Raw genomic sequence first — 14,066 nt, forward strand, 5'->3', positions numbered from 1 at the left:
CATCCGTCGGCGGACGGCACAGGCGGGGCGACCACGGTCGCGGCGCGCCGGCCGCGTCCGTCGTCGGACGCCGGTCCCTGCCCGGTCAGCCCTTGACCGCGCCGGTGAGGCCGCCGACGATGCGGCGCTCGAAGATCGTGAAGAACAGCAGGGCGGGGATCATCGACAGCGACGTGAACGCCAGCACTCGCGCCGTGTCCACCGAGTACTGCGAGGCGAACGCCTGCACACCGAGCGGGAGCGTGTAGCTGTCCTCGTTGTTGAGGATGAAGAGCGGGAGGATGTAGCTGTTCCAGCTCGCGATGAAGGCGAGGATCCCGACGGTCACCACGCCCGGGACCGACAGCGGGATGACCATCCGGAAGAAGAACCCGAGCCGGCTCGCGCCGTCGATCGACGCCGCCTCCTCGAGCTCCTTGGGGATCGCCCGGAGGAACGGCACGAGGATGATGACGGTCGCGGGGAGGGCGAAAGCGATCTGCGGGAGGATGATGCCCGCCAGGCTGTCGCTCAGGCCCAGGCCCCGGATCATGATGTAGAGCGGCGTGATGGCCACGGTGATCGGGAACATCAGCCCGGCGGCGAAGAGCGCGTACAGGGCGGCCCGACCCGAGAAGTTGTAGCGCGCGAGCACGAAGCTGGCCGCCACGCCGAGGACGACCACGCCGATCGTGGTGCCGAAGGCGCAGATCACTGAGTTGCCCAGCTGGCGCCAGAAGATCGGGCTGCTCAGGACCTCGGAGTAGTTGACCACCTGCCACTTCGTCGGGAAGCCCGACGGGTCGACCGTGATCTCGGCGTTCGTCCGGAAGCCACCGATGATGATGTAGAGCACCGGGGCGATGCACAGGCCGACGAGCGCCCACGCGACGACATAGGTCGCCCAGCCGGCGCGGGACAGGCTCGGCCGCTTGCGGCCCGCCAGCGGGCGCGGGGCCGTCGGGCTCAGCGGGGGCGCCGTGGTCGCCGTCATCACTTCTTTCCTTCCGTCAGGGCACCCTCGGTGTCGCGCCGCAGCACGAACCGCTGGTAGGTCAGGGCGACGGCGAGCGAGATCAGGAACAGGACCACCGCGACGGCGCTGCCGTAGCCGTAGTTCGCGGCGTTGCGTCCGTTGACCACCATGTAGGTCGCCATGGTCGAGGTCCCGGCCGTCGCGGCCACGTACTGGCCCCAGATGATGTAGACGAGGTCGAAGAGCTGGAGCGCCCCGATGATCGAGAGGAACGCCCAGATCCGGATGGTGGGGCCGAGCAGCGGCAGGGTGATCCGCCGCTGGGTTTGCCAGTAGCTCGCCCCGTCGATCGCCGCCGCTTCGAAGAGCTCCTCCGGGATGCTCTGCAGCCCGGCCAGGAACAGGATCACGGCGAAGCCGATGTACTTCCACGTGATGATGACCATCAGCGAGGCCATCGCAACCTTCGGGTCGGACAGCCAGTCCACCGTCCAGTTCGGGAACCCGATCTTGGTGAGCAGGTCGTTGACCGCGCCGTTGGTCTGGAGCATGAGGCTCCAGCCGGTGCCGACGATCACCTCGGAGATCACGTACGGGACGAAGATCAGCACCCGCACGAGCGAGCGGCCGCGCATCTTCTGGTTGAGCAGGAGCGCGAGCAGCACCGCCGCCGGGCCCTGGAGCACCAGGGACAGGATCACGATGACGAAGTTGTGCCGCACCGCGTCGTGGAACGTGGTGTCCTGCAGGATCGTCACGTAGTTCTGCAGGCCGACGAACTCGGTCGGCGGGCCGAAGCCCTTCCACTTGAAGAACCCGTAGTACGCGCCCAGGAGCACCGGGAAGATGACGAACGCCAGGAACATCAGGACGGCGGGCCCACCGAGCAGGAGGATCTCGAGGCGCTGCCGCCACGGTGACGTCCCGACCCGGTAGACCGGGGACGACGCCGCGTCGGCGCCGTCCCCGACCACCGAGGAACCCTCGGACGAGGAGGTCACGGCGAGATTGCCCTCGCCCGAAGAGTTGCTCATGGTGCCGATTACTCCTTCGCCGCCGCGTCCTCGACGCCCTTGACGATGGCCGCCGAGTCGCCCTGACCGGCGAGCAGGTTCACCACGCCGGTGTTCAGCGCGTTGCCCACGTTCTGGCCGTACAGCGTGTCGAGCCACAGCGAGACGTACGGCGCCTCGTTGTACGCCGCGAGGACGTCCTTCAGGGCCGGCTCGGTGACGACGCCCTGCGCCTCCTGGCTGGCAGGGAGCGTGTGGAACGCGTTCGCGTAGCCCTCCTGGTACTTCTTCTGCATCGCGAAGTTGAGGAACTTCGAGCACTCCGGCGGGGCGTCCTTGGAGCAGGAGAACCCGTCGAGGCCACCCATCATGGCGCCGGCCTCACCCTTGCCACCGCTGGTGGTCGGGAAGGGGAACCAGGCCAGGTCGGCCAGCGGCTTCTTGTCCGGGGTCAGGGACGCGATCACGCCCGGGTCCCAGGCGCCCATGAGCTCCATCGCCGCCTGGTGGTTGGCCACCAGTCCGGCCGACGAGCCGGCGCCCTGCTGGGCCGACGTGGTCAGGAAGCCCTCGTTGAACGGCGAGGTCTTCGAGAACGCCTCGAGGTCGTCGCCCGCCTTCTTCCAGCACGGGTCGTCGAACGTCATGTCCGCGGCGGCCTTGTCCAGGGTGTCCTTGGAGCAGGCGCGCAGCGCGAAGAAGTAGTACCAGTGCGCGGCGGGCCACGCGTCCTTGGCGCCCAGGGCGATCGGGGCGATCCCGGCGGCCTTGAGCTTGTCGACCGCAGCCTCGAGGTCCTCGATCGACTTCGGGGTGTCGGTGATGCCCGCCTGGGCGAACAGGTCCTTCGAGTAGTAGATGCCGCCCGGGAGGATCGACATCGGCATGCCGTAGACCTTGTCGTCGATGGTGAAGGCCTTGAACGCGGCGTCGCCGACCGCGGTCTTCGTGGCGTCGTCGACCTGGACCTCCTGCGCCTGCCCGGCCTCCACGACGTCGGCCAGCTTGCCGCCACCGCGCGCCATGAAGATGTCGGGTGCGTCGCCCGAGTTGAGGGCGGTCTGGAGCTTGCCGTCCATGTCCTCGTTCTGGATGGCCTGGATCTTGATGGTGACGCCGGGGTTCGCGGCCTCGAAGTCCTTGACGGTCGACTCCCAGTAGGCCTTGCCCTCACCGGTGGTGGAGTTGTGCCAGAAGGTCATCTGGGTGTCGCCGCCACTGGACGACCCGCCGTCGCCGCCGTCGTCGCCACCGCTACAGGCGGTGAGCCCAGCGGCACCCATCACCATGGCGGCTGAGACCGCCAGGAGCTTGCGAGCAATCATGAGATCTGTCCTCTTCGTCGAGTTACACAGAGTGGAAAGCTGGCCCCTTGCTGGGCGGACCGCCACTGCCACCAGAGCATCAGCCCGTGTCGGCCGTGCTGCCCGCACTGCTCGTCACCGCCGCAGGCCGGCATCCATGCCGGTTCTGCGCCCGCCTCGCAAGAGCGGCACCACCCGTCTGAGTGGTGCAGTCCCGTTCATCACACACACGCCCGGTCTCCGCTGACGGTGGGCGCAGTCGCCACTCTGGCAGTCGAGCCGCCGCACAGTCAAACGTTATCGATAACGTTTTACTAACGGTGGCTCCCGGCCGCCCGCCCATCCGTCCGGGACGTGACCGCGACGGGCCGGGCGGCCGCCGGCAACCGACCGGATCCGCGCGGTTGTCGAGGTCTCACGATTCGATAACGTTATCAATATCGATATCAGGATCCCTGGCGCATTCGTCCGGAAGATGCGTAACGTCCCGCCCGGAGTGGAGCCGATCGCGCAAAGGAGCGCTGATGAGACGTGCACGAGTCCTCACCGTGGTGGCCGCCGTGCTGGCGGCGGGTCTGACGACCCCGCCGGCACAGGCCGCTGAGCCCGGACCGACGGTGGTCCTGCAGAGCGACTTCGAGACGGCCGACCCGGCGCCGTGGGGTCCGCGCGGACCCGTCACCCTCGCGGTGACCTCGACCGACGCGCACTCCGGGTCGGGCAGCCTGCTGACCACCGGGCGGACCGGCGACTGGAACGGGCCCGCGACGGACGTCGCCGGGCTGTTCGACGCCGGCACCGTCTACACCGTCTCCGCCTGGGTGAGGCTCGCTCCGGGCACCACCGGCACCGCGCCCGTGCACCTCACCGTCAACCAGACGCCCGCGAGCAACGAGTACGCGTGGGTCGGGTCGCCGGTGGACGTCACGGCGGACGCGTGGGTGCAGGTCGGGGGCACGTACACCAAGGACGCGGGCGTCACCGCGGCCAGCCTCTACCTCGAGGCCGGCGCGATCGCGGGTGTCCACCCGAGCCTGCTGATGGACGACGTCGTGATCACCGCGCCGGCCGGCGGGACCGACCCCGACATCGTCCCCGGAGGCGCCGTGAACCCCACCCTGACGCCCGTCACCGCGGCCCGCGGCACGGGCGACGTCGCCGCGCTGACGTTCGACGACGGCCCCAACGGTGCCACCACCGGGGCGCTGCTCGACTTCCTCAAGGCGCAGGGCCTGCACGCCACGTTCTGCGTCATCGGCCAGAACATCCGGGCCGCCGGCGGGGCCGCGGTGCTGCAGCGCATCGTGAGCGAGGGCCACACGCTCTGCAACCACTCCACCAGCTACGCCGACATGGGCAGCTGGGCCCCCGAGCAGGTGCGCGCGGACCTCGTCGCCAACCTGCAGATCATCCGCGACGCCCTGGGCGACCCGAACGCGAAGGTCCCGTACTTCCGGGCCCCGAACGGCAGCTGGGGGCAGACCGCGGGGGTCGCGGTCTCCCTCGGCATGCAGCCGCTCGCGGTGATCAACACGATCAGCGACTGGGAGACGCAGGACGTCCCCACGCTCACCACCAACCTCCGCGCGGCCATGAAGCCCGGCGAGGTCGTGCTCACGCACGACGGCGGCGGCGACCGCTCGGGCACGCTCGCGGCGGTGCAGACCGTGGTCACCGAGCGGCTCGCGGACGGCTGGACGTTCACCCTGCCCGCGGGCGGCGCCGACGACACCGGCGTCCCCACCTCGTCGCTGTCCACCGGGTTCGAGGACGGGCTCGGGGTCTGGGGCGCGCGCGGCAACGGCACGGCGCCGACCGTGGCCACCACGACCGCGGAGGCGCACGCCGGCGCGCAGTCGGCGTCCGTCACCGGGCGCACCGACACCTGGCACGGTCTCGGGGCACCCGTCACGGGCGTCTTCCAGAGCGGCCGGACCTACCAGATCTCGGCGTGGGTCAAGCTCCCCGCGGGCGAGACCGGTCCCGCCGACGTGCGGGTCAGCGTGCAGCGCGACAACGCGGGGTCGTCGTCGTACGACACCGTCGGCACGGCGACCGGCGTGACGGCCGACGCCTGGGTGCACCTGCAGGCGTCGTACACGATGGCCGCAGCCGAGAGCGCGCTGCTCTACTTCGAGACCGCGTCCGGCACCCCGTCGTTCCTGGTGGACGACATCGTGGTCACCGGCTCCACCGCTCCCCCGGTCCAGCAGGACATCCCGTCGCTGCAGGACGTGCTCCCGTGGCCCGTGGGCGTCGCGATCGACGACCGCGAGACGGTCGGCACGGGCGAGCAGCTGGTCACCAAGCACTACGACCAGCTCACGCCCGAGAACTCGATGAAGCCCGAGGCCATCCAGCCGACCGAGGGCACGTTCACGTTCGACGCCGCGGACCACCTGGTCGACTTCGCGCTGGCGAACGGCATGCGCGTGCACGGCCACACCCTCGTCTGGCACAGCCAGACGCCCGCGTGGTTCTTCCAGCACGCCGACGGCACGCCGCTGACCGACAGCGCCGACGACCAGGCTCTGCTGCTCGCGCGCATGCGGACGCACATCGAGACCGTGGCGGACCACTACCGGACGAAGTACGGGGAGTTCGGCACCGCCGGCAACCCCATCGTCAGCTTCGACGTGGTCAACGAGGCGATCGCCGAGAGCGAGGGCGACGGCCTGCGCCGCAGCCCCTGGTACACGACGCTCGGCCCGGACTACATCAAGGACGCCTTCGAGATCGCCTCCGAGGCGTTCAACGGCGGCGACCCCGACGGCCCGGTCCAGCTGTTCATCAACGACTACAACACCGAGCTGCCCGCCAAGCGGCAGGCGCTCCTCACGGTCCTGCAGGGGCTGCTCGCCGACGGCGTGCCGGTCGACGGCGTCGGGCACCAGTTCCACATCAGCCTGTCGCAGTCGATCGACCAGCTGCGCACCACGCTCCAGACGTTCGCCCCCCTGGGGCTGGTCCAGGACGTGAGCGAGCTCGACGTGCAGATCGACGGCACGGTCACGGCCGAGAAGCTGGTGGAGCAGGGCTACTACTACGCGAGCCTGTTCTCGATGCTCCGGGAGTTCCCGGACCTGTTCGCCGTCACGCTGTGGGGACCGTACGACTCCCGCAGCTGGCGCACCGGCGCTCCCCTGCCGTTCGACGACGCCCTGCAGGCCAAGCCCGCGTACTGGGGCATCGTCGACCCGACGCAGCTGCCCACGCTGACCCGGCAGGCGAACGCGCCCGAGTCGGCGGACCCGGACGCGCTGCAGTGGAGCCTGTTGCCGCTGAACACCATCTCGGGCGGGACCGGGTTCCAGCTGCGCTGGTCCGGTGACCACCTCACGGCGTACGTCCACGTCGCCGACGCGACCGACGACGGCGCCGCGGACACCGTCACGCTGTTCGGCTTCGGGGCACCCGTGGTCGTCCCGCGGACCTCGGGGACGCCGACGGCCGACGGCTGGACCGCCGTGGCCGACCTGCCCCTGGCCGCGCCCGGCGCCGTCGGCACCACCGTGCCGTTCGACGTGCGGGTTGGCGATGGCAGCGGCGGCCTCGTCTCGTGGAACGACCTCGGCCACCACCAGGAGACCGGCGGCCCGCTCGGCGTCGTGACGCTGGTGGAGCCGGTCGGCTTCGTCGCCGTCCCGGAGACGACGACGCCGCCGACCATCGACGGCACCGTCGACCCCGCCTGGGCCGACGCGCCGGTCCTGCGGACCGACGTGCAGGTCGAGGGCACCCCGGGCGCCTCCGCAGAGGTGCGGCTGCTCTGGCACGACGACCGGATCGACGTGCTGGCCCAGGTCACGGACCCGTCGCTCGACGCAACGAGCACCAACGCCTGGGAGCAGGACTCCGTCGAGGTGTTCCTCGACCCGGTCAACGCCAAGTCCGGCGCCTACAACCCGGCGGACGGGCAGTACCGGATCAACTACCTCAACGCCGTGTCGATCAGCGGGGACCTCGCCGTCATCGGTGACCGGCTGACCAGCGCGACCGCGGTGGTCGACGGTGGGTACGTCGTCGAGGCGTCGCTCTCGCTCGGGCACACGGTCACCGCCGGCGACCTGGCGGGCATCGACTTCCAGGTCAACGACGGCACGGCCGGCGTGCGCGGCTCGGTGCGGACCTGGTCCGACCCGACCGGTCGCTCGTACCAGAACACGTCGCGGTGGGGCGTCGCCCAGCTGGTCGCGCCGGTGGTCGAGCCGTCCGCCCCGGTGGTCACGCAGCAGCCGACCAGCGTCACCGGCGACCTCGGCGGCGAGGTCACCCTCACCGCCGCGGCGACCGGGTTCCCCGAGCCGACGGTCCAGTGGCAGGTGCGAGGGAGGTTCCCGTGGCAGTGGACGGACGTCGCCGAGGCGACGTCGACCACCCTGACGCTGCCCGTCACGGCGCGGATCGACGGCTCCCGCTACCGGGCCGTCTTCACCAACACCGAGGGCACGGCCACCACCGACGTGGCCACCGTTCGGGTGGCCCGGGCGGCTCCGGTGATCACGACGCAGCCCGCGTCGGTGACCGGGCCGCTGGCGTCGAAGGTCACGCTGACCTCTGCGGCCAGCGGGTACCCGGAGCCGACCGTGCGCTGGCAGCGGCGGGCGGCGGGCGGTGACTGGCACTTCATCGCGGGGGCGACGGGCCCGACGCTCAAGGTCGCCGTCGGGGCGCAGCCCGTCGACTACCGGGCCGTGTTCGTCAACGACCTCGGCCGGGCGATCTCCGACGCGGCGCGCGTGTCACGCGCGCCGGTGGCGCCGCGGATCGTCGTCCAGCCCCGGGACGCCAGCGCGCGGTCCGGCAAGGTCGCCACGTTCACGGTCGGGGTCACGGGGCTGCCGACGCCCACCGTCCAGTGGTTCGAGCAGCGCGCGGGCTCGCACACCTGGACGGCCGTCGGCACCGGGAGCAGGCTCGCCGTCACGGCGACGAGCGCCCGGGACGGGGCGCGGTACCGGGCGGTCGCGACGAACGCGGTCGGCTCGGTCACGTCGCGCACCGTAAAGCTCGACGTGACGGGCCGCTGACCGGCCGCCACCACGAACGCCGAGGGCCCCGGATCAACCTCCACTCCGATCCGGGGCCCTCGGTCTGCCGCGGCACGGGATCAGCTCCCCGAGCGGCCCTGCCAGGTGCAGACGCACACCTCGTTGCCTTCGACGTCCGCCAGCACCCAGAACGCCGGCGCCCGCTCGTCGCTGACCAGGTGACCGCCCGCGGCGATCGCCGCGGCGACCCGCACCTCGGCCTCGTCGTGCGGGACGACGATGTCGAAGTGGATCCGGTTGCGCTGCGGACGGGGCGCATCCATCTGCTGGAACCAGATGGTCGGGCTGATGCCGGCGGGGTCCTTCACCTCGTCGTCGCCGCTCACCTCGTACCCCATGACGGCGGCCCAGAACGGCTTGACGGCGGGGATGTCGAGCGCGTCGACCGCGATCTCGAGGGTCTCGGTGCGGGGCACGTCGCCCGCCAGGCCCAGCTCGTCGGCGATCGCGCTCACGGTCGCGGCGAGGTCGACGTCGCGCTGCGTGAGCCCCCCGGCGTCGTGGCTCGACGTGGTGACCGTGACCTGGCCCCAGCGCAGGACGACGTCGGGGTGGTGGTTCGCCTCGTCGGCCGCCGCCGCGATCCGCGCGACGAACGCGGCCGCGGTGCTGAAGTCGGCGGCCGTGAACGTCGCCCGCAAGGTCTGCAGGAGCACCCGCCAGTGGCGCGCGTCGACGGCATCGGTGACGACGGAGTGGGGCAGCAGCGTGGTGTCGGTCATGGCGACCACCCTGCCACCCGGCCCCGACAGCGGCACCGGCTCAGCGCTGCAGCGCGGCCTCGGACTCGGAGTCGGCGCCCGCCTTGATGTGCCGGGTGACCCACGGCGCCAGGGCGAACATCCCGCCGGCGAAGACCAGCGCGATGACGCCGATCGTGCCGAAGTACACGGCAGCGGTCGCGTCCGGCGTGCCCTGGATGACCTGGGCGGCGATGGCGTTGCCGGCCGACGGCGCCAGGAACCACAACGCCATCGCCTGACCGCGGAAGGCTCGGGGTGCCAGCAGCGTCGTGGCGGCGAGGCCGACGGGCGACAGGCACAGCTCGCCGACCGTCTGGATGACGTAGACGATGATCAGCACCCACGCCGAGGTCTTCGCACCGTCGGCGAGCCATGAGGCGCCGGCCAGGAACACGAAGCTCAGGGCGGCGAAGGTCAGCCCCAGCGCGAACTTCACGGCGGTCGGCGGGCGGTCGTCGAGCCTGATCCACAGCCACGCGAACACGGGTGCGAGCAGGATGATCGCCGCGGGGTTGACCGACTGGAAGAACGCCGGCGAGATGGTCACGCCGAAGACCACGAGGTCGGTGTTGTCCTTCGCGTACGACGCGAGCGTGCTGGCCGCCTGCTCGAAGATCATCCAGAAGATCATCGCGGCGATGAAGAGCGGGATGTACGCCCGCAGCCGCGTGCGCTCGTGGGCGTTCACCTTGGGCGAGCGGAACATGACGATGAAGGTCGCGACGGGCGCCGCGAACGCCAGGTAGGAGACCGCGTCGATGAACGCCGGCAACCCGAAGCCGCCCTCGACGATCCAGCCGGCCGCGACCGCGAGCGCGACACCGAGCAGCACGATCACGACGAGGCGCACGACCGCCGGCCGGTCCTGCGGCGTCAGCGGGTTCGGGGGGACGTCACCTGCGCCCCCCAGGTACTTGCGGCCCGCGACGAAGAAGACCAGCGCGATCGCCATGCCGACCGCGGCCACCGCGAATCCCGCGTGGTAGCCGCCGGCGGTCTGGGCCGCCCCGACCAGGAACGGCGCGGCCAGGGACCCGATGTTGATGCCCATGTAGAAGATCGAGAAGCCCGAGTCGCGCCGCGGGTCGTCCCGGTCGTACAGCTCCCCCACCATGCTCGACACGTTCGGCTTGAGCAGGCCGGTGCCCAGCGCCACCAGCACGATGCCGATGTACGAGAACAATGCCTGCGGGACGGTGAGGAACACGTGGCCGGCGGCGATGATGATGCCGCCGTAGAGCACCGATCGGCGGGCGCCGATGATCCGGTCGGCCAGCCAGCCGCCGAGCACGGAGAGCAGGTACACCGAGGAGCCGTAGATGGCGACGAGCGCCTCGCCCGACGTCTGCTCGATCCCGAGGCCGCCCTTGGCCACCGTGTCGGTCAGGTAGTACAGGAGGATCGCGCGCATCCCGTAGTAGCTGAACCGCTCCCACAGCTCGGTACCGAAGAGCGTGAGCAGTCCGAGCGGCTGGCCGAAGAAGGCGCGATCGCTGGGGAGCGTGTCGACCTTGCGGCCGCTCGGCCCCGGGGTCGCCGAACCCCCCGAGCCCCCCACCTGCGCGTCTCCGGCGCCGCTCATAGGCCCATCGTGGCCTCGGACGTGGGGCCGCACCACCCCGGGGGACTCGACCGGCGGACCGGGCCGTCCGCGGATACCGTCGCGGCGTGCCCACGATCCACTGGTTCCGCCGCGACCTGCGGCTCGCGGACAACCCCGCGCTCGTCGCGGCGGTCGAGCAGGCGCGGGCCGCCGACGACGAGGTCGTCCCGCTGTTCGTCGTCGATCCCGCTCTCTGGCGGTCGTCCGGGGCACCCCGCCTCACCTACCTCGCGCGCAGCCTGCGCGCGCTGGACGAGGCGACCGGCGGCCGGCTGGTCGTCCGCCACGGCGACGCGGCCCGCGTCGTGCCCGAGGTGGTCCGCGAGGTCGGCGCGCCGGCCGTCCACGTGACCGCGGCGACCGAGCCGTACGGCCGGCGTCGCGACGACGCCGTGGAGCGGGCGCTCACCGTGCCGCTGGTCCGCACCGGCTCCCCGTACGCCGTCGGCCCCGGCCGCCTCACGACCCAGGGCGGGACGCCCTACCAGGTGTTCACCCCGTTCCGCGGCGCGTGGCTCGACCACGGCTGGGCAGCCCCCGCACCGGTTCCCGACCCCCCGTGGGCGACCCTGCGGTCGGGCAGCCTCCCCGACGAGCCCCGCACGGACGTCCGGCTGCCGCCCGCGGGCGAACGGGCGGCGCGGGACCGGTGGACCGCCTACCTGCACGGCGACCTCCAGGACTACGCGACGCTGCGCGACCGACCCGACCTCGACGCCACCTCGATGCTGTCGATCCCGCTCAAGTACGGAGAGCTGCACCCCCGGACGCTCCTGGCCAATCTCGCGGATGCACCGTTCGACGTCGCCACGTTCCGGTCCGAGCTCGCCTGGCGCGAGTTCCACGCCGACGTGCTCTGGCACCATCCCGGCGCCGCGCACCGGTCGCTGCGCACGGTGGTGCCACCGGACTCGTGGGACGACGGCGACACCTCGTTCGCGGCCTGGGCCGCCGGACGGACCGGCTACCCCTTCGTCGACGCCGGCATGCGGCAGCTGCGCGCGCTGGGCTGGATGCACAACCGGGTCCGCATGGTCGTCGCGTCGTTCCTGGTCAAGGACCTGCACGTGCGCTGGCAGCGCGGCGCCGCGCACTTCATGGAGTGGCTGGCGGACGGCGACGTGCCGCAGAACCAGCTCAACTGGCAGTGGGTCGCCGGCACCGGGCGCGACGCCGCGCCGTACTTCCGGGTCTTCAACCCCGTGACGCAGGGCGAGAAGTTCGACCCCGACGGCGCCTACGTCCGACAGTGGGTGCCCGAGCTGCGGGGCGTCCCCGGCCGGGCCGTGCACCAGCCCTGGACGCTCGGGCTCGAGGCGCCCGCGGACTACCCGGACCGGATCGTCGACCACGCCGCCGAGCGCAAGGTCGCCCTCGACGACTTCCACCGCGCCCGCGACTAGGCCGGCATCGACTCCGGCAGGCCGAACCCGGGCAGCACGGTGGCGTCGAAGCGCGTCAGGGCGCTGACCCCGTCGCCCGCGAGCGCGAGGACCAGCAGGCCCGTCCCCCGGCTCGAACCGTCGGGAGCCCGCAGGTACGTGCCGAACGCGGGCTGCCCGTTGGCCCTCGTCGGCACGAGGGCGAACTGCCGGCCAGGCGCGAGGATGCCCGCGCAGAAGCGAGCCGCGAGGTCCCGCCCGACGTACTCGTACGCCATCGGCGGCATCGAGATGAACACGTCGTCGGTCAGCAGGGCCACCAGGGCGACCACGTCGGAGGCCTCGTAGGCGCTGACGAACTTCGCGACGAGCCGGTCGGCGTCCCCGGACGTCGGCGGCTGCGCCGACCCCCGCACGTTCAGCGTCGCCCGTGCCCGCTTGAGCGCGCTGGTCACGGACTCGACGGTCGAGTCGAGCATCTCGGCCACCTCGCGGGCGGGAAAGCCCAGGACGTCGCGCAGGACGAGGACCGCGAGCTGACGCGGCGGCAGCACCTGCAGCGCGGTCACGAACGCCAACGAGATGGCCTCGGTCCGCTCGTAGCGCGCCTCGGGACCGAGCGGCGCCTCGCCGGCGCCGCCCAGGAGGGCGTCGGGGAACGGCTCGAGCCAGACCACCTCGCCGAGGCTGCTGGGCTCGACCAGCTCCACGCCGGGCACGTCCCAGGCCCGGGGCGGGCGGCGCGCGGCAGCCCGCCGGGCGTTGAGGCACCGGTTGGTGGCGATCCGGTACAGCCAGGTGCGCAGCGACGACCGCCCCTCGAATCCGCCGAGGCCCTGCCACGCGGCCAGGAGCACGTCCTGCAGGACGTCCTCCGCGTCGTGCAGCGACCCGAGCATCCGGTAGCAGTGGACCAGGAGCTCGCGCCGGTACGGCTCGGTCAGCTCGCGGAACGCGTCGTCGTCCCCCGCGCGCGCCCGCGCGACCCGGTCGGTCGTCTCGGTCATCCCGCCTCCAGAGGTCCCACTCTCCCGTACAGACACCGCCCCGCGCCCGAACTGGGCGGTCGGCGGCGCCCAGTTCTCGCCCACCCCGGTGTCTACCCCACCGACGGCACCGGCCGGGGCCGTCGCACCCACGCAGGAAGAGGTTCGACATGTTGCTGCAGGACAAGGTCGCGGTCGTCTACGGCGCCGGGGGCGCCATCGGCAGCGCCGTCGCCCGTGCCTTCGCGGGCGAGGGCGCGGCGGTCCACGTCACTGGGCGCGACCGGGCGGCGGTCGAGGTGGTCGCCAAGGAGATCGTCGCGGCCGGCTACCGCGCGGAGGCCGCGGAGGTCGACGCGCTCGACGAACGAGCCGTCGACGACCACCTCGAGCAGGTCGTCACCACGTCGGGCCGCCTCGACATCTCGTTCAACGCGATCGGCATCCCTGACGCGGACATCCTCGGTCTCCCGCTCACGGAGCTCGACCTCGCGCAGTTCACCCTGCCGCTCGCGGCCTACACGACCTCGTACTTCCTCACCGCGCGGCTGGCCGCCCGCCGCATGGTCGCCGCCGGGTCGGGGGTGATCATGACGGTCAGCGCGCTGCACTCCCGGACCGGCATCCCGCTCGTCGGCGGCTTCGGTCCGGCGCAGGCCGCCAAGGAGGCGCTCACCCGAGCGCTGTCCGCCGAGCTGGCGCCGCAGGGGGTCCGCGTGGTCGGCCTGCGCCCGCAGGCCGTCCCGACGACGCGCACGATCCGGCAGGCCTGGGAGCCCCGTGCCGCGGCGACCGGGATGACCTGGGAGCAGTGGCAGGACCTGCTCGCGTCACGGACGCACCCGCGCCGCCTGATGCTCATCGAGGAGGTGGCGAACGTCGCGGCGTTCCTGGCGTCGGACCTCGCCAGCGGGATGACCGGGACGACGGTCAACCTCACGATGGGCAGCCTGGACGACTGACGCTGCCCCTCGTGGGGCGACAGTGCGCGTGGTGCGGACGGGGCGCCACCGGCGCCTCGCCCGCACC

The 14,066-nt window shown here is 71.9% G+C and carries 9 protein-coding genes; 3 read left to right on the forward strand and 6 right to left on the reverse strand.

Going from position 1 to position 14,066, the window contains the following annotated elements; genetic code table 11:
- Positions 1–85 precede the first annotated feature (85 nt).
- Genes AC1DT4_RS01210 through AC1DT4_RS01220 form a run of 3 tightly spaced genes read right to left on the reverse strand, consistent with a single transcriptional unit; the run spans position 86 to position 3,293 of the window.
- Positions 86–973, reverse strand: a complete 888-nt coding sequence (locus AC1DT4_RS01210) for a carbohydrate ABC transporter permease (protein WP_477087935.1) — start codon at positions 971–973, stop codon at positions 86–88.
- Positions 973–1,989 carry a carbohydrate ABC transporter permease gene (locus AC1DT4_RS01215; protein ID WP_477087936.1) on the reverse strand — a complete coding sequence of 339 codons (1,017 nt, stop codon included), beginning with the start codon at positions 1,987–1,989 and terminating at the stop codon, positions 973–975. The genes AC1DT4_RS01210 and AC1DT4_RS01215 overlap by 1 nt, the downstream gene beginning before the upstream one ends.
- A gap of 8 nt (positions 1,990–1,997) precedes the next feature.
- Positions 1,998–3,293, reverse strand: a complete 1,296-nt coding sequence (locus tag AC1DT4_RS01220; protein WP_477087937.1) for an extracellular solute-binding protein — start codon at positions 3,291–3,293, stop codon at positions 1,998–2,000.
- A gap of 503 nt (positions 3,294–3,796) precedes the next feature.
- On the opposite strand from AC1DT4_RS01220, the gene AC1DT4_RS01225 reads away from it, so the two are divergent.
- Positions 3,797–8,302, forward strand: coding sequence for an endo-1,4-beta-xylanase (locus AC1DT4_RS01225; RefSeq protein ID WP_477087938.1), 4,506 nt, complete (start codon positions 3,797–3,799; stop codon positions 8,300–8,302).
- An 80-nt stretch (positions 8,303–8,382) separates the two neighbouring features.
- Here AC1DT4_RS01225 and AC1DT4_RS01230 read toward each other — a convergent pair whose 3' ends face one another.
- Both AC1DT4_RS01230 and AC1DT4_RS01235 read right to left on the reverse strand, forming a co-directional pair.
- Positions 8,383–9,045: a VOC family protein gene (locus tag AC1DT4_RS01230; protein WP_477087939.1), complete on the reverse strand. Its 663-nt coding sequence runs from the start codon at positions 9,043–9,045 to the stop codon at positions 8,383–8,385.
- A 40-nt stretch (positions 9,046–9,085) separates the two neighbouring features.
- Positions 9,086–10,648, reverse strand: a complete 1,563-nt coding sequence (locus AC1DT4_RS01235; RefSeq protein ID WP_477087940.1) for a peptide MFS transporter — start codon at positions 10,646–10,648, stop codon at positions 9,086–9,088.
- Positions 10,649–10,734: 86 nt separating this feature from the next.
- Here AC1DT4_RS01235 and AC1DT4_RS01240 point away from each other — a divergent pair, with 86 nt between their 5' ends.
- Positions 10,735–12,072, forward strand: coding sequence for a cryptochrome/photolyase family protein (locus AC1DT4_RS01240; RefSeq protein WP_477087941.1), 1,338 nt, complete (start codon positions 10,735–10,737; stop codon positions 12,070–12,072).
- On the opposite strand, the gene AC1DT4_RS01245 is transcribed toward AC1DT4_RS01240, so the two are convergent.
- Entirely contained in the window at positions 12,069–13,058 is a 990-nt protein-coding gene (locus AC1DT4_RS01245) for a sigma-70 family RNA polymerase sigma factor (protein ID WP_477087942.1), read from the reverse strand. The two genes, AC1DT4_RS01240 and AC1DT4_RS01245, sit on opposite strands and share 4 nt — an antisense overlap.
- 149 nt (positions 13,059–13,207) lie before the next feature.
- Between AC1DT4_RS01245 and AC1DT4_RS01250 the strand changes: the two genes are divergently transcribed.
- Positions 13,208–13,999, forward strand: a complete 792-nt coding sequence (locus tag AC1DT4_RS01250) for an SDR family NAD(P)-dependent oxidoreductase (protein ID WP_477087943.1) — start codon at positions 13,208–13,210, stop codon at positions 13,997–13,999.
- Positions 14,000–14,066: the final 67 nt, after the last annotated feature.

The sequence above is a fragment of the Cellulomonas sp. P4_D11 genome, from assembly GCF_056401915.1.

Coding starts and splice junctions, on each gene's coding strand:
- AC1DT4_RS01245 (WP_477087942.1), bottom strand. CDS start 13,058: ATGACCGAGACGACCGACCGGGTCGCGCGGGCGCGCGCGGGGGACGAC.
- AC1DT4_RS01230 (WP_477087939.1), bottom strand. CDS start 9,045: ATGACCGACACCACGCTGCTGCCCCACTCCGTCGTCACCGATGCCGTC.
- AC1DT4_RS01220 (WP_477087937.1), bottom strand. CDS start 3,293: ATGATTGCTCGCAAGCTCCTGGCGGTCTCAGCCGCCATGGTGATGGGT.
- AC1DT4_RS01235 (WP_477087940.1), bottom strand. CDS start 10,648: ATGAGCGGCGCCGGAGACGCGCAGGTGGGGGGCTCGGGGGGTTCGGCG.
- AC1DT4_RS01225 (WP_477087938.1), top strand. CDS start 3,797: ATGAGACGTGCACGAGTCCTCACCGTGGTGGCCGCCGTGCTGGCGGCG.
- AC1DT4_RS01250 (WP_477087943.1), top strand. CDS start 13,208: ATGTTGCTGCAGGACAAGGTCGCGGTCGTCTACGGCGCCGGGGGCGCC.
- AC1DT4_RS01210 (WP_477087935.1), bottom strand. CDS start 973: ATGACGGCGACCACGGCGCCCCCGCTGAGCCCGACGGCCCCGCGCCCG.
- AC1DT4_RS01215 (WP_477087936.1), bottom strand. CDS start 1,989: ATGAGCAACTCTTCGGGCGAGGGCAATCTCGCCGTGACCTCCTCGTCC.